The organism is Proteus penneri (genome assembly GCF_003144535.1).
Classification (GTDB): Bacteria; Pseudomonadota; Gammaproteobacteria; order Enterobacterales; family Enterobacteriaceae; genus Proteus; species Proteus penneri.
On record NZ_PHFJ01000005.1, the window covers coordinates 82,300 to 104,966 of the forward strand.

21 protein-coding genes are annotated in these 22,667 nt (G+C 34.8%); 9 read left to right on the plus strand and 12 right to left on the minus strand.

Annotated features, from left to right (window positions below):
- The first annotated feature begins 119 nt into the window (after positions 1-119).
- The 5 genes from CUB63_RS08245 (at position 120) to htpX (ending at position 5,722) form a co-directional block, all read left to right on the plus strand.
- Positions 120-2,456, plus strand: coding sequence for a molybdopterin-containing oxidoreductase family protein (locus CUB63_RS08245; protein ID WP_109847854.1), 2,337 nt, complete (start codon positions 120-122; stop codon positions 2,454-2,456).
- Positions 2,457-2,458: 2 nt separating this feature from the next.
- Positions 2,459-3,010, plus strand: coding sequence for a 4Fe-4S dicluster domain-containing protein (locus tag CUB63_RS08250; protein ID WP_109847855.1), 552 nt, complete (start codon positions 2,459-2,461; stop codon positions 3,008-3,010).
- Between the two features lie 2 nt (positions 3,011-3,012).
- Positions 3,013-3,831, plus strand: coding sequence for a dimethyl sulfoxide reductase anchor subunit family protein (locus tag CUB63_RS08255; protein WP_109847856.1), 819 nt, complete (start codon positions 3,013-3,015; stop codon positions 3,829-3,831).
- A gap of 288 nt (positions 3,832-4,119) precedes the next feature.
- Positions 4,120-4,680: a LemA family protein gene (locus CUB63_RS08260; RefSeq protein WP_072063622.1), complete on the plus strand. Its 561-nt coding sequence runs from the start codon at positions 4,120-4,122 to the stop codon at positions 4,678-4,680.
- A 76-nt stretch (positions 4,681-4,756) separates the two neighbouring features.
- The gene (htpX, locus tag CUB63_RS08265) at positions 4,757-5,722 is read left to right on the plus strand and encodes a zinc metalloprotease HtpX (protein ID WP_006534991.1); all 966 of its coding nucleotides are present in this window, start codon (positions 4,757-4,759) and stop codon (positions 5,720-5,722) included.
- A 100-nt stretch (positions 5,723-5,822) separates the two neighbouring features.
- Here the strand turns inward: htpX and CUB63_RS08270 are convergent, their stop codons facing one another.
- From CUB63_RS08270 to CUB63_RS08285, 4 genes are all read right to left on the minus strand, one after another.
- Positions 5,823-6,005 carry a DUF2526 family protein gene (locus CUB63_RS08270; RefSeq protein WP_006534992.1) on the minus strand — a complete coding sequence of 61 codons (183 nt, stop codon included), beginning with the start codon at positions 6,003-6,005 and terminating at the stop codon, positions 5,823-5,825.
- Positions 6,006-6,092: 87 nt separating this feature from the next.
- Positions 6,093-7,325, minus strand: a complete 1,233-nt coding sequence (locus CUB63_RS08275) for an MFS transporter (RefSeq protein ID WP_109847857.1) — start codon at positions 7,323-7,325, stop codon at positions 6,093-6,095.
- Between the two features lie 185 nt (positions 7,326-7,510).
- A complete protein-coding gene (locus CUB63_RS08280) occupies positions 7,511-8,281 on the minus strand; it encodes an ABC transporter permease (RefSeq protein WP_006534994.1) in 771 nt (256 codons plus the stop codon).
- The gene (locus CUB63_RS08285; RefSeq protein ID WP_072063626.1) at positions 8,278-9,213 is read right to left on the minus strand and encodes an ABC transporter ATP-binding protein; all 936 of its coding nucleotides are present in this window, start codon (positions 9,211-9,213) and stop codon (positions 8,278-8,280) included. Before CUB63_RS08285 ends, CUB63_RS08280 begins: the two co-directional genes overlap by 4 nt.
- A gap of 786 nt (positions 9,214-9,999) precedes the next feature.
- On the opposite strand from CUB63_RS08285, the gene can reads away from it, so the two are divergent.
- Positions 10,000-10,653: a carbonate dehydratase gene (can, locus tag CUB63_RS08290; RefSeq protein ID WP_006534997.1), complete on the plus strand. Its 654-nt coding sequence runs from the start codon at positions 10,000-10,002 to the stop codon at positions 10,651-10,653.
- A gap of 73 nt (positions 10,654-10,726) precedes the next feature.
- On the opposite strand, the gene hpt is transcribed toward can, so the two are convergent.
- Both hpt and cueO read right to left on the minus strand, forming a co-directional pair.
- Entirely contained in the window at positions 10,727-11,269 is a 543-nt protein-coding gene (gene hpt, locus CUB63_RS08295; protein ID WP_036932823.1) for a hypoxanthine phosphoribosyltransferase, read from the minus strand.
- 159 nt (positions 11,270-11,428) lie between these two features.
- On the minus strand, positions 11,429-13,009 hold the full coding sequence (gene cueO, locus CUB63_RS08300; protein WP_109847858.1) for a multicopper oxidase CueO: 1,581 nt from the start codon (positions 13,007-13,009) through the stop codon (positions 11,429-11,431).
- A 213-nt stretch (positions 13,010-13,222) separates the two neighbouring features.
- On the opposite strand from cueO, the gene CUB63_RS08305 reads away from it, so the two are divergent.
- Positions 13,223-13,573: a YacC family pilotin-like protein gene (locus CUB63_RS08305; RefSeq protein WP_072063629.1), complete on the plus strand. Its 351-nt coding sequence runs from the start codon at positions 13,223-13,225 to the stop codon at positions 13,571-13,573.
- 115 nt (positions 13,574-13,688) lie between these two features.
- On the opposite strand, the gene CUB63_RS08310 is transcribed toward CUB63_RS08305, so the two are convergent.
- Positions 13,689-14,726, minus strand: a complete 1,038-nt coding sequence (locus CUB63_RS08310; protein ID WP_109847908.1) for an AbrB family transcriptional regulator — start codon at positions 14,724-14,726, stop codon at positions 13,689-13,691.
- A gap of 113 nt (positions 14,727-14,839) precedes the next feature.
- Between CUB63_RS08310 and CUB63_RS08315 the strand changes: the two genes are divergently transcribed.
- Positions 14,840-15,250: a GNAT family N-acetyltransferase gene (locus tag CUB63_RS08315; RefSeq protein WP_109847859.1), complete on the plus strand. Its 411-nt coding sequence runs from the start codon at positions 14,840-14,842 to the stop codon at positions 15,248-15,250.
- Positions 15,251-15,257: 7 nt separating this feature from the next.
- Here CUB63_RS08315 and CUB63_RS08320 read toward each other — a convergent pair whose 3' ends face one another.
- The 5 genes from CUB63_RS08320 to CUB63_RS08340 all read right to left on the minus strand — a co-directional run bounded on the left by CUB63_RS08320 (position 15,258) and on the right by CUB63_RS08340 (position 21,210).
- Positions 15,258-15,626, minus strand: coding sequence for a hypothetical protein (locus CUB63_RS08320; RefSeq protein ID WP_109847860.1), 369 nt, complete (start codon positions 15,624-15,626; stop codon positions 15,258-15,260).
- The gene (locus CUB63_RS08325) at positions 15,623-18,037 is read right to left on the minus strand and encodes a ring-infected erythrocyte surface antigen domain-containing protein (RefSeq protein ID WP_109847861.1); all 2,415 of its coding nucleotides are present in this window, start codon (positions 18,035-18,037) and stop codon (positions 15,623-15,625) included. Before CUB63_RS08325 ends, CUB63_RS08320 begins: the two co-directional genes overlap by 4 nt.
- Positions 18,038-18,111: 74 nt before the next feature.
- Entirely contained in the window at positions 18,112-19,656 is a 1,545-nt protein-coding gene (locus CUB63_RS08330; RefSeq protein WP_109847862.1) for a hypothetical protein, read from the minus strand.
- Positions 19,657-19,880: 224 nt separating this feature from the next.
- Complete coding sequence (locus CUB63_RS08335; RefSeq protein WP_006535016.1) at positions 19,881-20,513, minus strand: helix-turn-helix transcriptional regulator; 633 nt, start codon at positions 20,511-20,513, stop codon at positions 19,881-19,883.
- Positions 20,514-20,577: 64 nt separating this feature from the next.
- The gene (locus CUB63_RS08340) at positions 20,578-21,210 is read right to left on the minus strand and encodes a TetR/AcrR family transcriptional regulator (RefSeq protein ID WP_072063633.1); all 633 of its coding nucleotides are present in this window, start codon (positions 21,208-21,210) and stop codon (positions 20,578-20,580) included.
- Between the two features lie 232 nt (positions 21,211-21,442).
- On the opposite strand from CUB63_RS08340, the gene CUB63_RS08345 reads away from it, so the two are divergent.
- Positions 21,443-22,654, plus strand: a complete 1,212-nt coding sequence (locus CUB63_RS08345) for a Tm-1-like ATP-binding domain-containing protein (RefSeq protein WP_109847863.1) — start codon at positions 21,443-21,445, stop codon at positions 22,652-22,654.
- The last annotated feature ends 13 nt before the right edge of the window (positions 22,655-22,667 follow it).

Consider the following 22,667-nt stretch of genomic DNA (forward strand, 5'->3'; position numbering starts at 1 on the left):
TTTTTAGCCATTTTCTGTCGATTATTTTCTTTGTCTATTTTTAGATGATCTACCTCAATGTTAACTATATATGAATTGAGTTTATATATAGTTAACTTTTCTTGTGCGTGAGAATGTCTATGTCTAAAAATCAAAAGTGGGAATTAAATAGAAGAACGTTGTTAAAAGGAATGGGTGCCATTGGCGTAGCAGCCTTTTCTCCTAACGCGTTCAGTCTAGTTAATGAAAATAAACCCATATTTAACCAAAAACCACGGATAAAATTATCCGAATATAAAACCTTTCGTTCAACCTGTGCGATGGAATGTTTGCACTGTAACCTAACAGCTTTTACACATAAGGGGCAACTTATCAAAGTTGAAGCCACTGAAGGCTTTAATGTGAAATGCTGTTTACGAGGTATGAGTCGAACTAAGTGGGTATACCATAAAGATCGTTTAACCACACCTTTATTGCGTGTGGGTGAAAAAGGAAAAGCGGAGTTCAAACCTATTAGTTGGGATGAAGCGTTAGATCTCATTGAAAAGAATATTAGAGAAACCATTGATAAGTTTGGTAATGAGGGATTATTTATTTCCACTCATGCGGGCAATATGGACTCAATTAAAAATGATATGGGTAAAGCCTTTTTCGATTACTTAGGCGGTTCAACAAAACAAGCTGGCTCTCTTTGTTGCTCTGCGGTAACCGCGGCAATGATCCCAATGGTGGGTCTACGTTATGCAGATACTCGCGATACAGTAAAGGATAGTCGCTATATTCTTTGCTGGGGAAATAACCCCGCAGTTACTATGCAAGCGTATTTTAAAAACTACAACCAAGCTCGCAGAAATGGCGCCAGAATGGTGGTTATTGATCCTCGCTTTAATGAAACTGCAGCTAAAGCCGATGAGTGGATCCCTATCGTTCCCGGAACTGATACGGCACTTGCGTTAGGCATGATCAAAATTATCATTGAAGAAAATCTCACTGATAAGCCTTTTTTGCGTGCGCATACTGGTGCCGTTTACCTTGTTAACCCACAACAAAAACTATTACGTCAATCTGATGATGATAAAGATAGTTATCTCGTTTTTGATACGTTAAGCCAGCAGCTTGTTCACCATGAGACACCCAACATTGTTCCTGCGTTAACTCATGATGAACTACCCGCTAATGCTGATTATGTGACTGTCTTTGAGCAAATTTACCAACAAGCACAACCTTGGACTGTCGAAAAAACCAGCCAAGAAACGGATATCCCAAAAGAAACTATTATCCGTTTAGCGCATGATTATGCCACCACCAAACCGGCGATGATTGTACAAAATATGTCAGGCGCTCAACGCACTGAATTTGGTGCTTATGTTGCTGCTAGCCAATTTTATCTTGCATTATTAACTGGCAATATCGGTAAAAAAGGCGCTGGAATTTGTGATGCGGGTGGCGCTCGTCAAATGGCAAAATTTAGCCCGATTATTCCACCAGCACCTAATGCAAAACCCATCAAACCTATCCCCGTTGCAAAAGTGGGTGATTGGATTGTCAATGAAAGACCACACCCAATTAACTTTTGGTGGATCATGACAATGGGCGTGATGACACAACTTCCTAATACGAATATGGTGCGTAATGCACTGAAAAAAGTGCCTTTCGTCGTTGTCGCTGATAACTTGATGTCATCCACGGCACTTTATGCCGACCTTGTTCTTCCTGTTACCACTATTTTTGAAGATACCAGTTTAATGGCAGGGGTTCGTAGTCAATATGTACAATTAATGGAAAAAGCGGTTGAACCGCCAGGAGAAGCAAAACCTGATTATTGGATCTTTGCTCGTCTTGCTGAACGTTTTGGTTTTGGTGACGTGTTTAACCAACCAATTGAACACTATATTGATGCTTGTCTTAAAGGCTCCGGCATTACGCGTGACATGTTAGAAAAGGACCCAGTACGTCCAGTTGAAGGCGACTGGATCCCCTTTAAAGATGGTATTTTCCGTACTTCAACAAAAAAAGCACACTTCTTTATTGAAGAGTGGCAGGATAAAAACTTCTCTCCTGTTGTCACCTATTATCCCGTAAAAGAATCGACAAAAGGCTCTCCTGAACTTGCTAAAAAATACCCATTAATGGCAGTGCAACGCAAACTCGCTCGTAGTGTTCACTCTAGCCATGGTATGAATGAGTGGATCTTAGAAGTACAGCGTAATCAACCTAATATCCTTATCCATCCTAATGATGCCTTAGCCAGAGGAATTAAAGACGGTGAATGGGCTATTGCATTTAATGATCGAGGAGAGCACCGTGCGATTGCCGTTGTGACCACACATATTAAGCAAGGAGTCGTTTCATTAGATAATGGATGGTGGGAACAACAAGGCGGAAGCAGTAGTCATGTTACCAATGATCACGTTGAACCTTTAGGTAACGGTCATTGCTGTAATAGCACCTTAGTTAACGTAAGACGGGAGGCATGATCATGGCGAAGAAACAGTATGGTTTTCTAATAAATACCAAAGATTGCTATGGTTGCCGCACCTGCTCGATGGCCTGTAAATCCGAAAACGCCACGCCTCCAGGTGTATTGTGGCGCCGAGTTCGTGAATTCAACGAAGACCAACCTAATGCACAAGCTTTTATTACCATGTCTTGTAACCATTGTGACGATCCACAGTGTCTAAAAGTTTGCCCTGCTGACACTTATACTAAGCGTGAAGACGGCATTGTTGTGCAAGATCATGACAAATGTATCGGTTGTCAAATGTGCATCATGGCATGCCCTTATAACGCTCCGGTTTACGATCCAGTAGAAGGAAAAACCAGTAAATGCAATATGTGTGCGGATAGACTTGATGAAGGCCTAAAACCCCGTTGTGTTGAATCTTGCCCTACTGGCGCTATTGAGTTTGGTGAAATTGAAGATCTCCGTAAAAAACACACGACAAATTGGGCTTTATTAGAAAAACGCTATGGGGTTCCTGATCACACCATCAGTCATCCTAATATTGTCATTATTGGTATGGAGGATTAATCATGCATGATTATCAACTGCCGTTAGTCCTGTTTACAGTGATGAGTCAATGGGGCATTGGTGCGGTATTAGCACTTTCACTGTATCAATGGCAAAACCAAACTCAAAACGCTGCAATGTTAAGTACCAAAGCATTACGAACAACCATTGCACTCATTTGGCTGATCGAAGTTGTGGGTTCATCAATGTCGATGGGACACTTAGGTGATCCGCTCGGTGCTTATCGTTCTGTATTAGGTATTGCGCATTCTTGGTTAAGTCGCGAAGCGATTGCCTTTGTAATGCTAAATGGTTTAATTTCATTATGGGCGCTAGCCAGTTGGGTACAACCTCATGCTATTCGCCGTAATAGTCTGTTTGGGTTGTTTTGTGGCGTTATAGGTTTACCTGTTATTTTAATTACAGCACAAATCTATTACCAAATGCAGGCTCATCCTCTTTGGCATACACCAGCAACACAAATTAGCTTTATTGGCACAGCGTTATTGCTTGGTTTTGGCTCGATGATCCCTTGGTTACGTTTACAAGGTAAAATCATTAGTAATTCATTAAAAGTAGGAACTTTAGTTGGTGCATTCTTAGTTCTCGTTGGTTTGGTTATGAGAACACAAGTGCCCGGAGCAGATGTTGCAAGCCTATTATTATGGTGGCAAGTGATTGCGAGTCTGATTATTGGTATCTGCATTGTTACATTGTCTCACAACACGTCATTTACCAGAACTTCGCTCTCTATCATCTCTATTTTGATCCTCTTTAGTGGCGAGATCACAGGAAGAATGTTGTTCTATGGCAATGTAATGGCGCAAGCACCTTGGTTCTAAATATTTTACCTCTGAGTTAAATAGTCTCGTTAACACAATTATTTAACTCAGATTCATCCCTTATGTTTCACTTGGTATTTTTTATTTACCCTAGCATTACCTTTAATTTTGCCCCGAATTTATTCGGGGTATTTTTTATCTTACCCAATATTATTGATTTTACTTTATCAGCACTCTTTTTATTTTTGATGAAATAATCATCTAGCTATCTTTATCAATAATAGGCAAAATTAACATTAATGATTGAGCACAATTCCCTGTTTACGACTAGATAAGAGAGCGCTTCGCATGACTGGATTAATTATTACCATCGCGTTATTGGGTCTTATTTTTTATTATTACAACCGTATTATCTCTATGCGAGAAGCGGTTATCTCAAGCGAAACCGAAATTTCAGTGCAATTAGATCGTCGAGGCAAAGTATTTGATAGTTTATTAGCCACCGTTAAAAAATACCTTAGCCATGAGTCTGAAGTATTTACTAAAATCACTGAATTAAGAACACAAGCTCAAAGCGCAAATACTAAAGAAGCCAAAGCGGCGGAAGATGAATTATCAAAAATTGTCTCAAGTGGCGCCATTAATGTTGCAGTTGAAAATTACCCTGAATTAAAATCCGACACTATTATGGCAAATTTACAAGAAGAGATTGTTTCAACAGAGAATAAACTCTCTTTTGCAAAACGCGGTTATAACCGTACTTTAGAACAATATCGCGCTTTTATTGCTTCTATTCCTGCGGTGTTTATTGTCAAGATTTTCCCAAGCTTAGTTATTGATAAAGAGTACTGGCGCCTTGATGAAGGAACCATTAAAACGGAAGAAGCGCGCCGCATTAATTTTGATTAATTTTATAGTAATAAAAGGTATTTATTACTTCTAGTTTGATAAGAACAGCACTTAACCGTGCTGTTTGGAGTCACCAATGGATTTCAGAAATGTTCTACGAAAAAATGCTATTCGAACTCGTTTTGTTATAGCAACATATTTACTCTTAATGCTGATGATTGGTTTGCTGGTGGATACAGCTATTGGCGCCAATCCTTATTTAGATATTACTGATAATATGTTGGCATTTCTGACGTTTCAATCTCTTCCCATTGCGACATTAATTATTCTCGCTATCTCGGTTTTATTGCTTATCTTTATTCATTTTAAGGGGCATAAAATTATGCTAACAGGAATGAATGCAAGATTAATTAGCCCAGATGAAACATTAAATGCACAAGAACACCAACTCCTTAATATTGTTGAAGAGCTTAGCTTAAGTGCAACTCTTGGCTACATTCCTAAACTCTATCTTCTTGATACACCAGAAGCGAATGCCTTTGCCGCCGGTTGGTCTGAGAAAAATGCCTTTATTGGTGTAACAACAGGCTTATTAAATCGTCTTAATCGCCAAGAAGTACAAGCGGTATTAGCCCATGAAACAGGGCATATTATTCATGGTGATTCACGACTGACGTTATATGTTGGCATATTAGCTAACGTTATTTTGACGGTAACAAATATCTTTGGTAGTCGCTTATATATTGCCTCTGGTAACCGTGGTGGTAAAAGTAATGATGCTGCAAGCAAAGCGCGATTAATTTTAATTGTATTAAACTTGGTTTTGCCAATCATTACACAGGTGCTCTATTTCTATTTATCCCGTACTCGCGAATATATGGCAGATGCTACCGCGGTTGATTTAACCCAAGATAACCAAGCGATGATCAACGCATTAAAAAAAATTTCAGCACAGCATGATGCTGAAAATTTTGAAGATGGTTCAACGGGACGTGCTTATCGTAAAGCGGCCTTTATTTTTAATAAAGGAGACTCATTTTTCTCAACACATCCATCCATTGAAAATAGAATTGCGGTACTTGAAGGTAAAAAGACTTTTTGATCCGCATGATACAATGCAGTAAAAAGAAAAAAGCGTTTACACCGTTTTAATAAACTGGTAAAAACGCTTTTTTAATTCTTATTTCTTAACAAGAATCCGATTAATGATGTTTTTCACCGTGATGGAAAATAGCTGTGCGTAAACGCTCTTGTTGCTCATAACGTAGTGGAAATTCAATCGTTTTATCTTTACCTAATTCCACTAAAAGTTCATTCATGGTTTCAATACTGGTTGTCGCAATAGCATCATCCACCTGTTTAACCACTTCATCATAATGAGACATCTTTTATCCCCTTTCTTCATAAAATTCTTAATCGCTATCATATTACAAGTAAGGGGATTTCTGTATTTTTAGTCACATAAAGTGTGATTAAATTGAGTTAAGCGGCTTATTCTTTGTCTCTTTACCCAATAACATCACCGCTAATATTCCAATAACAATTGAAAAACTGAAAATAAGGAATATAGAGCTTATTTCAAATTGATATTGGACTAAGTATCCGACCATTAAAGGCCCTAATATTCCACCAATACGTCCTACCGCTGTTGCTGTTCCGGCACCAGTTGTTCGAATTCCATCGGGGTATTGTTCTGGCGTATAAGCATATAAAGCCCCCCAAGCCCCCAAATTAAAGAATGACAGCAACATGCCAAAAATAAGTAGCGTTGTTGTGGTATCCGCTATACTAAAATAATATGCGCTAATGGCAGTTCCCGCTAAATAAGTAACTAACACAAATTTTCGCCCATAACGCTCAATTAACCAAGCTGCCGTAAAATAACCAGGCAACTGCGCTAATGTCATAATAAGCACATATTGAAAGCTCTTAATTAAACTAAAGCCTTTTAACATGGCAACACTTGGTAACCACAAGAAAATACCGTAATAAGAGAAAACCACACAGAACCATAAGATCCACAACATTAACGTTGAGCGACGATATTGCGGCGACCAAATTAATGCCATTGATTGACGAATCGATAAACGTGTTTTTCTCTGTAAGATATGCGATGAGGTAGGTTCAGGTAATTTTGAACGTAAATAGAGAGCATATACCGCAGGTAAGGCGCTTAATAGCATAGCCATACGCCAACCATAATCGGGAATAATAAAATAAGCAATCAAAGCCGCGATTAGCCAACCGACAGCCCAAAAACTCTCTAATAAAACGACAATGCGCCCTCGTTCATGGGTTTCTACACTTTCACTAACAAGTGTGGAAGCAACAGGTAATTCCCCACCTAATCCCATGCCAATAAAAAAACGTAAAACAAGCACTACCATCAAAGAGCTGGCTAATGCTGTTAATCCACATCCCAAGCTAAACAGCAACAAAGTAAAGATAAAGACAGGTTTTCGCCCTTTTCTATCCGCCATAATGCCAAATACAAACGCACCAACAGCCATTCCAATTGAATTTATACTACCAATCCAACCCAATTGTGATGCCGTTAATCCCCAATCTTCTTTTAATGCCGTGAGTAAGAATGCGAGTAATCCCACATCCATTGCATCAAAAGTCCATCCCATGCCTGCAATACATAAAAGCTTATTACGAGAGATTGCCTCAGGTTTTTTACCTATTTGGCTTGCCGTTGTCATTACATATCCTTTTTATCCCCTATCAAAGTGTTTAGTATACTAAACAAGAAAAATCATTTTGTTAATACCTCGGCGAAAATTTAAAGAAAAATTAACATTTATGCTGAAAAAACAGTTAAAAAAAACCGGTATCTCTAATTAAGATACCGATTTAAACTTTTATCACTTTCTCTTTAGTTTTTTGATTAGCTTCTTAAACCGCGACCTTTTTCAATTAAATACCATGCAATAACGTAAAACACAGCAATGAAAAGGCATAGAACACTAATAGTTACCGTTAAAGAGACATCCGTGATACCCAGAAAACCGTAACGGAAGCCGCTGATCATGTACACAATAGGGTTTAATTTAGACACACCTTGCCAAAATTCAGGTAAGAGTGACAGTGAATAAAACACGCCACCTAAATAGGTTAATGGCGTTAAAACAAAGGTTGGGATAATACTGATATCATCAAAGGTTTTCGCAAAAATCGCATTTAATAATCCGGCGAGAGAAAACACAATTGAGGTCATCAGTAATGTCACCACGACCATTGTCCAAGAATGTATTTCCAGAGGCACAAAAAATAGTGAAACTAAAGTCACTAAAATACCAACGCAAATACCACGAGCGATACCACCGCCAACAAACCCGGCAATAACAACATGTGTTGGAACAGGTGAGACTAATAATTCTTCTATACTACGTTGAAATTTAGCACCAAAAAAAGAAGAGGAAACATTAGCATATGAGTTTGTTATTACTGCCATCATAATCAGGCCAGGAACAATAAACTGCATATAATCGACACCGCCCATATCGCCAATTCGTTTACCAATCAGGTTACCGAAAATAACGAAATAGAGAGACATAGTTATCACTGGTGGAATTAATGTTTGTACCCAAATACGACCAAATCGGGTAACTTCTTTAATCCAAATTGTTTTGAGGGCTACCCAATACAGCTGAATCATTCCCCCTCTCCTTCTACTGTATGTTCTTCATTAACTAAGTGAACAAATAATTCTTCAAGTCGGTTGGCTTTATTTCTCATACTTAACACCTGAATACCTTGTGCATTAAGTTGAGCAAACACACCATTTAGTCCTTGCTCTCTTTTAACATCAACTTCTAATGTTGATGTATCAACCAAGCGATATTGATAATTTTGTAATTCAGGTAGTGGGCTTTTGGGTGCTAAATCTAAAATAAAGGTTTCAGACTCCAATTTACTTAATAGCCCTTTCATACTGGTATTTTCAACCAGTTCACCACGTTGAATAATACCAATATTCCGACACAGCATTTCGGCTTCTTCCAAATAGTGTGTGGTTAGAATAATGGTAGTACCTTCAGCATTTAATTGTTTTAAAAACGTCCACATTGAGCGACGTAATTCAATATCAACACCTGCTGTTGGTTCATCAAGAATAAGTAATTTCGGTTGATGCATTAATGCACGAGCAATCATTAAACGGCGTTTCATTCCCCCAGATAAAAAACGCGCTCTATCGTCACGTTTTTCCCATAAATCTAATTGGGTTAAATAAATTTCGGCACGTTCTAATGCTAACTTACGAGGAACTCCATAATAACCAGCTTGATTGAGTACAATTTGCAATACGGTTTCAAAAGGGTTGAAATTGAATTCTTGTGGCACTAATCCTAATTGACGTTTTGCATTAACCATATCGGTATCGGTGTCATAACCAAATACTTTGACTTTACCGCTACTCTTATTAACTAAAGAGCTGATAATACCAATCGTGGTCGATTTGCCAGCGCCATTAGGGCCTAATAAAGCATAAAAATCGCCAGCCTCAACGGTGAGATTAATTCCTTTTAGCGCTTTTACGCCATTGTGATAAGTTTTCGTTAACTCCGTTAACTCCAATGCATACGTCATAAGTGGGAATTACCTTTTATCAACTGCATTATTCAGCATTGACTGAGCTGAAATCAGAAAATAAGCTTAGTTCAAAGAACAGAATGGAATAAGGTATTCTAGAGAATATTCCGTGGCAAATAAACCGTTTTAGGACTTATGACACAAACGAATAAATAAATATTTTTTAACTATTACAGGAATAAAAAATAAAAGATAAAGAGAAAGTAAATTAGCCATCAAGCTGTAAGATCCTTTTATTTCTTACCAATATTCTGATGCTTTAATCATTTTATCCCTTAGTGCAATCATTTAGCCTAATTGATACCAATAAAATTATTGCCTTAGTTTCTCAAGTTTACTGATGAATATCATCTAACCATTTATCACCTCCAATCAATAATGTCTTTTATTTTTTATCATTCTCGCTTTCAGTGTAAAAATAAAACCAACAATCATAATCATTACTTTTATTTATATAATATTTATAATCGTCCATTTTTGAATAATACAACATTAGATTTAACAAATAGTTATCTTTTTACATATTTGATTTACATCAAAGAATGTATTGATAAATTCATTAAACAAATGCTATAAAAAGTTCTATCTTATTTGAAAGCGAAAAATTACAAGCAATTATCTGTCACTTGGCTTTAAAAAGCCTTCTGATAAATTCAAAAGTAATGGTATAAAAATACCCTTTCTTAATGGATCTCTCGCATCCAACATTAACACAAGAGCTATTTCGTGTTGGCGTACTGTCAGCGCAAATGGTGGGAAACCGAATTTACAGGCAGTCACATCATGATGAGAAAGATTGAAGAGCTGTTAGCCAATAACAAGCAATGGTCAGAATCTGTTACTGAAGAAAATCCTCAGTTTTTTAAAGATCTCTGCAAAGGCCAAAAACCTCACTTTTTATGGATTGGTTGCTCCGACAGCCGCGTTCCAGCAGAAAAATTAATCAACGCGGCACCGGGGGACTTATTTGTTCACCGTAATGTGGCGAACTTAGTTATCCACACTGACTTAAATTGTCTTTCTGTGATCCAGTATGCTGTTGATGTATTACAAGTTGAACACATTATTGTCTGTGGTCACTATGGTTGTGGTGGTATTGAAGCAGCTATTGAAGGCACCGAATTAGGACTTATCAATAACTGGTTACTGCATATCCGCGATATCTGGTACAAACACAGTTCAATGTTAGGTGAACTTGCACCACAAGATAGATTAAACCGACTTTGTGAACTAAACGTTATCGAGCAAGTGTACAATCTCGGCCACTCAACGATTATGCAAGCAGCGTGGAAACGTGGACAAAAAGTGATGATCCACGGTTGGGTTTACGGTTTAAATAATGGTGAGTTACACGTTCTTGATGTTACTTCAGATAGTCGTGAAAAACTTGAACTTTCTTATCGTCAAGCGATGGCTAAATTGAGTCATCCACGTTAATAACGCACCTGCTGTTAAAGAACAAAAACCCGCTTAAATAGCGGGTTTTTGGCTTCTATTATAACTAGATATATTACTCATCTAATAACGTTACATGCCCAATATAAGGCAGGTGACGATAACGCTGTGCGTAATCGATGCCGTAACCAATAACAAATTTATCTTCGATGGAATAACCAATCCACTCAACAGGAACATCAACTTCACGGCGAGAGGGTTTATCCAATAAAGTACAGATAGAAATAGAAGCTGGCTCACGTAAGCTTAAAATCTCTTTAACACGATTTAAGGTATTACCTGAGTCAATGATATCTTCAACAATCAGAACATCTTTACCACGGATATCTTCATCGAGATCTTTAATGATTTTAACGTCACGTGTTGACGTCATACCATTACCGTAACTTGATACAGTCATAAAATCGACTTCATGGTTCACGTCAATTTCACGACATAAATCTGCCATAAAAATAAAAGAACCTTTTAACAAGCCGATTAAGACAAGATCATGTTGACCTTGGCGTGGGCGGTAATGTTCTGTGATTTCACGACCTAGCTCAGCAATACGCTGTTTGATCTCTTCTTCAGAGATCATGACATCAACAATATGTTTCATGATTAATTTCGATTGGGTTAACGGGGAAAGCAAACGATTGTACCAGAACTTCCCTCATCATGCGATGATCTGATTTAATGAAAATAAAGGCACAAAATATTAATCCCGTGCCCTTTATCAATTTATCTTACTGATATTGATGGTTTTTATAGTGATTGATTATTTACTAACGGTAAAACCCGCCATCATTCCAGTATCTTCATGTTCTAATAAATGACAGTGTGCCATAAATGGGTGCGCTTTTGTCGCTAAATGGTCAAATTTCACAAGAATTTCGCTAAATTGTCCTTCAACTTTCACGATATCCTTCCAACCTTGGCGATGTTTCTCTGGTGTTCGACCGTTTTCAGATAGAATACGGAACTGTGTACCATGTACATGGAATGGATGCAACATCATATCGCCACGACCGGATACAACCCATTTTTCATAAACACCTTGCTTCACATCAAATGCAGGTTCTGTCATTGAGAATGGAATACCATTGATACTATTAGCATTATAGATATCTAAATCACCATTTCCATGACCGCAATTCATCCCACCGCCCATCATGCCATTACCGTTACCTTGGCGCATATGACTCATCCCATGATGAATACCCGCTAATGCTTTATCACCATAACGTTCTGTTAATAGCATCATACCTTGCATATCTAAACGCATATCCATACGTAAATGTAATGTCCGCGTTGAAATATTACTGAGTGTTGGTAATGCCGGAATTAATGCTAATTGATCAGGTAAAGTACCTTGTGCTTTTTCTGCTGACGGTAATAAACGCAACACAGGGAGTACATTATCAAATGGTGCTAACACCATACCCATTTGACGTACAGGTAAAGTGACAATATCAAAATCACGCCCATCAGACGTATCGACTAAAACTTCAAAGCGCTCCCCCATTAAAATAGGGAGTTCTGTTACTTTTACGGGTTCTGTTAATAATCCACCATCACTGGCAATCACATACATGGGTCTGCCATCACTTGTGGCAAGGTTTAAACTCCGCGCATTACAACCATTTAAGAAGCGTAATCTGATCCAGCCTTTTGGCACAATATGTTGTGGTTGAATAGCACCGTTGGTTAACATCATGTCACCAAACCAACCAATTGCGGCACTCATTACATCAAGTTGATAATCAATTTGTCCTTCACTGTCTAAACGTTTATCTTGCAAAATAACGGGTAAGTCATCAACGCCCCAGCGATTAGGCAATTTACGGTTTGCTGTTTCATCATCTTCAATAATCACTAGTCCGCCTAATCCCATTGCGACTTGTTGACCAGTAACACCATGGGTGTGAGGATGGAACCAGCACGTTGATTCAGCTTGATTTGGTGTAAAAGTAACAGTACGCGATTTTCCTGGTTCAATCATGGCTTGTGGACCGCCGTCTTCTTCACCACTAATTTCAAGTCCATGCCAGTGAACAGTTGTTGTTTCTGGTAATTGGTTATTGATATTAATGGTGACAGGTTGGCCCCGTTTCAGCTTTAGTGCAGGACCTAATAAACTGCCGTTATAACCCCATGTGGTTGTGCTTGCCGTAGGAATAAATTGAGAAACACCTTGTTGAATATTAAGAACAATCTTTTGTTGAGCGTCTGGGATAATTTGAGGTGGAATCGCCAATGAAGGCGTGTTACTTTGGGCGAACGCAAAACGACTCCAGCTCGGTAATAATGTGGCAGCACTTAATGTGGCGCCTAATTTTAAAAAATCTCGACGTTGCATAATGTATTCCTTTGAATAAAAATGAGTTATTTTTTTATCTATTGAAATAAAATGTATTAAGAATATTTGTAAACTATTACCAATGCTAAAGTTTCCCCTTACTGGAAGGTCAATTTAAAACCCAACAAAACATCAGGTCTTTGCAAAACTTTTAACTTTATTAAATCAAATAACAAAACTTGCGAAATCATCACACTGAGGAACGCACACCTAATGAAAAAAATGTTCGCCTTGTTCTGCACACTAGCGCTTTCTTTTACTATGCTCTTTTCTTCGAGTGCAAAAGCGTTAACCTACACGCAAGCAGAAGACTTGGCAGATTTAACCGCCATCTACTTTTTCCTAAATAAAGATTGTGGTTATGAGCAGATATCAAAACCAAAAATTGAAAGAGCGTTAATGGTCTTTTCTCGCTCACAACAATGGGATGTCAGTAATTACTCGACGTTGCCAATGAGTCAATTGAATGAAGATAGTTACAATGATTTAAAAGGCATTAAAGTGACACACAGTAAAAAATGCCAGCTATTAGCCAATAAATCGCTAAGTTTATTAAATTATTAATACTTGTGTTAACTCACAATTGGATAAATAAAGCGGGATAACCTCTTTAAATACCGTCGAGATATAAAATGACTGATAGAGAGGTTATCAAAAGATTTTTTTACCTTTCTTTATGCTAATTATTTTTCTTCTGTCTATATTCGTTCCAATACAAAGCAACTGATGGAATACTTTGAATAATCAGCATTCGAAAAATATGATTCGACATAACAAAAGCCGCATCCACATTCATGGTTATCGCCGCAAATGTCATCGCTTCCATACTTCCCGGCGCCCAAGCTAATACTAATGTAGCCCAAGGGACTCCTGTCAAATAAGCGGCTCCATACGCCACAATCACAGTTAAAATCACATTAATAATAACGACTTGCACAGAGGAAAAAGCATTTCTAATTAATGATGAAAGCGGGAAAACAACAAAGTGAGCACCAATATTCATACCAATTAACACCATGCTCAATTCATTAAGTAACATGGGAAAAGCAATAGATTCGCTAACAAATGATTGAACCAATATTGCACTACCTAATGAAGTCAACATAAAGGGCGCCGGAAATCGGATTTTCTGCAATAAAAGCCCTGAACCTAACCCTAAAATAACAATCAATAATAACCACAACAATGAAATAACGGTCATTTCAGGTATAGAAAATTCTGGCATATTAGCTTTATCAGCCCCCACAATAAAACCCGCCAGAATAATCAATACCATTAAACGAATGGTATGAGAAATAACAATTTTTTGCGGTGGTGTTTTCGTATGATCAGTTAATGCTAAAATAGCAGCCATAGCTCCTGGCACAGCACCTAACATTGATTCTTCTTTTGTCCAGCCAATATGGCGATGGAACCAAAAATAGCTCACAAAAAATTGAATGGCTAAGCAAACAACAAGAGCGAGTAATAGAATAATTAAATTATCAGCACTACCTAAATGAACTTGGTTAAACATTAAACCAACCGAAGTGCCTAAAGTGAGTTGAATAAACGTTAATGTATGTTTAGGAACCGCAAGCTCCCATTTAAAGCGATAAGCAATAATAACAACAAGGATCGGTCCAAACATCAGAGCCATAGGTAAACCAGAAAGGGTTAGTACACCACCAATTAATGCACAAAATAAAATACCTGGTAAAGTTTTTAAAAACGACATGTTGTGATATCCAGCTTTTTTAATTATTGTTTCCATCCTAGCACTTGTATAAATATTTAATAACCAAATAGTGATAATGTAATTATTATTTTTCTTAATATTAAGAGCCAAATATGTCGTTAAAGATCATCACAAACCCAACATCGAATGAGAACAATGAGATTTATGAAGGATTGCTAACCCACAATCTTCACTATATTCAGATGGAACAATACACACCACTTGCCGTTTTTAAGGAAGAGAGCGGTAAAAAAATAGGTGGGATCACAGGAGATATTTTAAGAAATTGGCTACGCATTCGTTATTTGTGGGTAGATAAAGCCTATCGTGGAAAAGATATAGGAACAGAATTACTGCAAGCAATGGAACTTGCCGCAAAAGAGAAAGGCGCCAAATATGCAGAAGTGGATACCTTTAGCTTTCAAGCCCTGCCTTTTTATCAAAAGCAGGGGTTTGAAATATTTGGCATGCTAGAAAACTACCCAATTAGTGATAAAAAATATCACTTAAGGAAAGATTTATAATTATTTTTTATTTTTTCTTACTATTACTTTTTTTCTTACTCTTATTTTTTTCATTACTCTTATTTTTTAGATCTCTATTAATCTCAATTACTATGCTATTTATTGCCATCTTAAAATTATCGGATGTTTTTTTATCTACTAGTTTTTCACTTTTCGTTATTTTAGCATTAATAAACTCATTTATATTTTTTCCAACTTCACTATTTATATAGTCTTTAATTAAAAAATTATTACATTTTATTTCTTTACTTTTTAAATTTAACCCAGAATAGAAAACCTTACTATTAGAATAGTTAAATTTAATTTTTGCATTATTATTTTCACTTTTATTAAACTCAAAAATTATAAAGGGACTTTCTATTTTAAAATGTTTCATATTTTTATAATCATCAAAGTAGATGTCATCCAGATTACTTTCAAAAATAATATTAGATTGCCCCCCCCTTCATTATCGATATTAACTTCATTTGAGTTTTCACCTATATTTAAATTTATTGAGGATTCACCAATTGAAGCTATTTTATCTTTTGATTTGTTTTCATTGAATTTTAAATCCTTAGCGTTCTCTATTTTACTTTCTATTATCGATATTTTTCTTTCATTGTCTAATGACTCTTTATTCTTTTTATTTATTTTTTTAACCCTTTCAATTTCACTTTTCAAAAAGTCAAAATCATACTTTTTGCCAATATTATTTCCCATAAAATCATTTACAATTTTATCTAATACTTTATTTTTTATAAGATTATTTCTCGTACTTCTTGATTTTCTATTTTCCTCCATTTTCTCTCTTACTTTAGTTACAAATTCAAAGCCTGAACTAATACTATAACTATAGGTGTCTTTTTTATCTAACACTTCTCTATTAATTTCTTTATTTATTTTTTCCATCAATGATGAAACTGAATCATCTATTTTAGAATAACTTTCGTCAAAAATTATTGACATTGGTTCTTCTGGAACAGATTCATTAATCTTTTCTTTCATCGGTTCTAATTGATTTAACTCAGAGATATTATTTTTTAAAACATTCTTACTTTTCGATGTGTTATCTAATTTAATTAGATCATCATCTAAAAGCAATTCCTCCATCTTTGAAATGGAAATTTCAAATTCATTCATTAGCTCTTTTATATTATTTTTTATTGGCAATTCATAGTTTTCATCAATTTCATTTTTTTTATTTATATTTTCTTTTAATTTAGTTAAAAGATCTTTTATTTTATGATAAGAATCACTTTCATCAGCTTCTGCATTACCTCTCTCTTTTAACTGGTTTATAGAAGCTAAAATATTATGCATAGAGATCATTATTTTTTGTGCTTCATTTGCATGAATATCAAAATCCGTGTTTACTTTCTTATCATCACCAGATAAAATCTCCTTAATATCCTCCTCTATCAAATTAATTTCATTGTGTTTTTTCACTATTTCATCCATAGATGAAATAATATTTGAAATTTTATTTTCCGAATCATTGGAATATTCACTTAATATATTAATAATATCTTCTTCATTAGATTTACTTTCTAACTTATCAATTATTAACTTTGATTCCTTTTCTGCATTTACTTTTATTTCTCTAATTAGTTTATCTGCTTCTTCCTCTGCCTTTTTTTTGATTCTATTTTCCTCTTCTACTTCTTTGTCTATTTTTTTTTCTACTCCCTTGTCTATTTCTTTTTCTACTCCCTCGTCTATTTCTACTTCCTCGTCTATTTTTACTCCCTCGTCTATTTCCTTTTCTAATTCTTCGTCCATTTTTAAAAAAAAATCATAATTCAATAATGTATTCAAATCTTCATTTTCACTTTCCCCAGCTACATCATTAATTATATATGTATCTATTTGCTTACCTGTATCTACTATCGTATTTGTTTTTATCGTATTATGGTTATCACTAATATATTTCCCTATCCATTCTTGCATTAAGTCATTAAAGTAATATTCACTACCCATATTTTTATTAAGTGCTATCATCATAATAGCTGATAATTTATTTTCCACTTCATTTTTTATATTATTATCAAACTTATCAAACAATTGAACTTCTTCAATACTTATAAGTAAAAAATTCATTGATTTTATAAAATTATCTCTTTCTTTTTCCGTTGAAAAGTTACTCATAAAGTCATACTTTTTATTTAAATGAATATTTTCAAATTTAAATTTTAAAAATATTAATTTAAAAATATTTTTTATACTTTCATCATCTATTGAGCTTATTCTAAGCTTCATAATTTCATTTAAACACTCTACAATTAATTTATTGTTAGAGTCTTCATTCTTTATATCATCTAGTCCTGAGAAAAAATCTTTAGCTCTTTTTACTTCAGTTAAATAATCACATAAACTGTAAAAATCAAACTTATCATTTGCATGAGAAATTATTTTATTTATAGCATTTAAATTTTTATATTTTATTCCATTCTTATCTTTTATTAAATTATATATTTCAGTGTTTTCTTTATCTATTTCATTATTTTCAATTTTAATCTCCTCTTTAATTTTATTATCTATTTCATTAAAAATATTATTATATTTATTTATATCAACGACACCAGACAGTTTATTATTTTTTATATCCTTTATAAGAAAGAAAATCTCTAATTTATGGAATAGAGAAATTACCCCATGAATAAATCTCTTAGCAAAAGAAGGTGCAACAGGGGTATTCTTTATCTTGCTTATATTTTTTGTAAAAATATAACATTCCTTTTTTGGAAAGGAATGTTGTTTATTTAAAAATAAAATATTTGGTTCAAATATATTTTGTTTAATAATCATAGATTATTCGCCTATATAAGTTATATACAAATTAATTATTAATCATGAAAATAAAAAATGATTTAATAAAAAAATCATATATGTTCAAAATAATTTGAAAAGTATTTTCTAAGTACTTCATCTTTCGATTTATCTAAATCATCAATACTTAACCCTAGTCGACTAAAAACTCCTTTTAGTTTGTTTTCTACTACTGTGTTTTGTGTATTAATAGTACCATTACCCCCTTCTTTCACTACACCTTGATTATAGTAATCAGTTGTTACATTTTTTTTATTTTCAAAAGTTTCATAGCTAATTAATAAAACAATAGCATCTTGCGCCCATTTATAATTAATGTTATTACTTGAATTTTTAAATAATCGATAAAAAAGATTATTTCCATTATCATTTTTCTTTATGTTTTCATAAAAACTATTATTGAGAGAATTTATTATTTTCTCCGTTGGCTCCCACATGTTTTTATAAATATCTTTACTTACCATTCTTATTAAGTTGTCTATCTTAGAAAGAGACTCTTCTTCACCAATAAACTTTTCATTTTTTGATAAGTAGTTAAATAACGCTTTTGTTATATTTAAAGACAATTCTTTTTTAGCATCGTTTAAATTACCATCGAAATTTTGATTCATTGCTAATTTATTTTTTTCATTAAAAATAGAATCGAAAATATTATCAACCCCCTCCCCAAGTTTTACATCCTTATCATGAAACTTAACTTTTTCTTTTATTAAATTTTTCAAATCATCAATTGTATTAGAAGAAAACAATTCATCTATATTTGAAATAACAATAAAATTTAATTTACTCACTATATTATCAGGCAAATCATAATAGTTTTCTTGGAATTTATTCTTAGCTAAATCAGCTTTTAATTCATTTTTTATCAATTTAATATCATTAATAAGCTTACACTCCAAAGCCTTTTCTAAAGTTTGATATTTAATCATAACATCTATTTTCTTATGGTTATTTATTTTTTTAGTTATGATCTGATTAACATTATCAGTAAATGTTTTATTTAGATTATTTAATTTATTAGAAAAATCACTAAAAACATCTTTACCATTTAATGCATTATCAAATTTAAATTCACTTAATGCTTTATTTACATCTTTATTTTTAAAATTTATTTTTACAGGTAACAATGATCTATTTATAAATTTAAATGGGGAAATAAAGGAGATTAATAAGTTTTTAAAACTTCTTGTCTTCTCTGTTTTAAAATAAATTTTTTGATTTGTATTTAGCGCTTCTTTTCCTGAGTTAGTAATCCAATTAGGGAGTTTATTTTCTTCTTCAATGGGTTGATCTTCTTTATTATCATTAGCTAATTCTTGCAATTCTTTAGCTAAATCATCAACTTTACTCAAGTTACTCTCTTTAGATACTAATTGGCTCTCCCGAGTCTTATTTAATAAATTGGTACATGCATCTATATATTCAAAAATAGGCAATAAAGGTATATGTTGACCTTTATTATTATAACTATAATTAATTGCTAAATTTGTATTTTTAATAGATTTTAAACTTTTTAAATTATTCCATTTATTATTGAGTTTAGTCTTTACATTACTGATATTAGCATTAAACTCACTTGTTATTTTAGAAATGTCCATTTTTTAATGCCTCATTTAAGAATAATTACAGATAGTCTATTCCGCTTATTTTTTTAAGTTTATAAAAAATCGCACAATAATAATAAACCAATCACATTCAATAAAAAAAGCATATATAATTTACAATTAAGCATAGAAGTAAAAAAAAGATATCAATAAGTGATATCTTTTTTTAGTTTACTAATTTATATTCCGCTGGAATTTAAAAATAATTTATTTCTTAATCATTCTTTTAAATCGTTATACACCGTAGCTCTTGAAACACCGAGGTATTGTGCGGTAATTTCCATTGCTTTACGCAGTGAAAGATAACCTTCATCCTGTAAACAGAGTAACAACTCGCGCCTTTGATGCGGTTTTAGCGCTCTTGGTGTGACTGAATAAGTCGCAGAAAACTCATCAATACGTTTTTTCAGCGAATCTTCCGTCACTGAACTAAAGGTTTCAATAATGTCATTACCTTCTTCAAGGGTTGCAAATTGGTTAAGCACCATTTGTAATCCTTTGATCATTGAAATATCAATATTCAAGCATAACGCTGCAACATAATTGCCTTGTTTGTCTTTAATACCAATAGAGGTACTTTTTGCGGTTCTACCGTCAGGAAATTGATTCGGGTAATTTGCCACAATCTGAGGAAAGTCCGACGATTCAATACGCGCCATTCCCAATTCTGTTGCTCTATCCCCTACTTTTCGACCTGATAGATTATTTTCAATGACCATAATGGTATTTTCACTATCAGTTAGATCATGAAGTACAACTTCACAAAAAGGCGATAATGTTTTACCAATGCCTTGTGCAATAAATTGTAGTTGTTCTACCAGCCACTCTTGGTCTTCTGTTTTGTGTGACATAACGATCCCTGCAATAGCTAAAACGTAAATGATTTATACAATTTTAACTGATTTATTCAAATAATTAATCGTTATCTGCGGGATAATCAGATTTTGCCTGATTTAGAATAGCTTTTGCCATCCATTGAGTCATATCAATGACCTGTTGATCATCCATTTTCCAGATATCTTTCATTACCAAAAAGACTTCAGACCCGTAAATTAAAGAGAACGATTTAATCACCTTATCCCACATTTCTTGAGGATAGTGTGATTTTAATGGTTCAATAACTTTGAGTAAAATCTCTTTACGATGACCGCGAATAAATCGTTTTTCTGCATATTCACTTGATTGTCTCTCTTTTGCCCATTGTTGTAATGAGACTTGCAATGCACCACGCAATGCACCTTCATGTTTAAACATTTGTGGATAGGCAAGATTGAGCAACTCAGTAATGCGTTGTTGCGTATTATCTTCAGGAGTGGGGGTCCATGCAATGATCGGCGCTAAACTTGCATCAACAGTGGCACTAATTAAATCACTTTGTGTGGGAAAATAACGATATGCAGTTGCCCTCGAAACACCTGCATGTGCGGCTAATTCTGACACTGTCGGTAGCATTCCTTGCTCAAAAAGTCCCAACGCCGTTGTCACCAATAATTGATGGGTTCTTTTTCGTGTACCGGACATTGCATCCGTTTCATCACTGTAACTCATAGAAGATCCTTCGTTATTTCTACACTTTTATGTGCCAAGCTTATCTTAAGCTAAATATTCACAATATTTGACGTTTACTTTAGGTGATTAATCACATCTTATCGACCTCTAATGTACAAAAAACAAAAATAATGAGACAAGAGTCTCAAAACGGTGCTATGATAAATGAAACTCGAGTCTCATTATGATTATAATCTATTCGTCGATAATCATAAAAGGTATGGGAAGGCTTATGAAACAGTATGCTGGTTCTATTTATATTGCCACAACGCTTGATACTAAAAGTGCTGAGATTTTTTATGTCAGTGATTTAATTAAAAAAGCAGGCCTTCCTGTTAAAACCGTTGACTTGACAACCAAACCCACGGCATTAGCAAGAGAAGCTGATGTCACCGCCCTAGAAGTTGCACGCTTTCACCCAAATGGCCCAGAAGCGGTATTTTGTGGCGATAGAGGGAAAGCAATAGAAGCGATGTCAATCGCATTTGAACACTATTTAACCCACTGTGATGATGTCTTAGCCATTCTTGGACTAGGCGGCTCAGGGGGAACGGCACTGATTACACCAGCAATGCAATCTCTGCCAATTGGCGTACCTAAATTGATGGTATCAACGATGGCGTCTGGCGATATTTCAGGCTATATCGGTGCAAGTGATATCTCAATGATGTACTCCGTCACAGATGTATCCGGCTTAAATCGCATTTCTCGTAAAGTTTTAAGAAATGCAGCGAACCAAATCGCCGGCGCTGTTTATTTTTACCAAGAAGAACAAGTTGTTGATAAACCGGCTGTTGCATTAACAATGTTTGGTGTAACGACGCCTTGTGTACAACAGCTTACACAAAAACTCGAAAATAATTATGACTGCCTTGTTTTTCACGCAACAGGAAGTGGCGGCAAAGCCATGGAAAAACTGGCAGATGGTCACTTACTTCATAGCGTGCTCGATCTGACAACAACCGAAGTCTGTGATTACTTGTTTGACGGTGTGCTTGCTTGTGATGAAGACCGTTTTGGTGCAATCGCCCGTACCAAAACCCCTTATATAGGTTCTTGCGGTGCATTAGATATGGTGAATTTTGGTCGCCCGTCTAGTGTTCCTGAGAAATATAGAGGGCGTCAATTTTATCACCACAATGCGCAAGTCACCTTAATGCGTACAACACCAGAGGAAAACCGTCAATTAGGTATTTGGATCGCTGAAAAAATGAATCAGTGTGAAGGACCTTTGCGGTTTGTATTACCACAGGGCGGTTTTTCAGCTCTGGATATTAAAGGGGGTCCTTTTTGGGATCCAAAAGCAAACCAAGCGTTTTTTGATGCATTTATAACAACATTTAAAGAGACAGAGACTCGTCAATTAGTCATCAGTCCTTATCACATAAACTCTGCTGAATTTACTCAGCAAATTTATGATTTACACCAGGAACTTATTTGTTAACCACGGAGAAAGA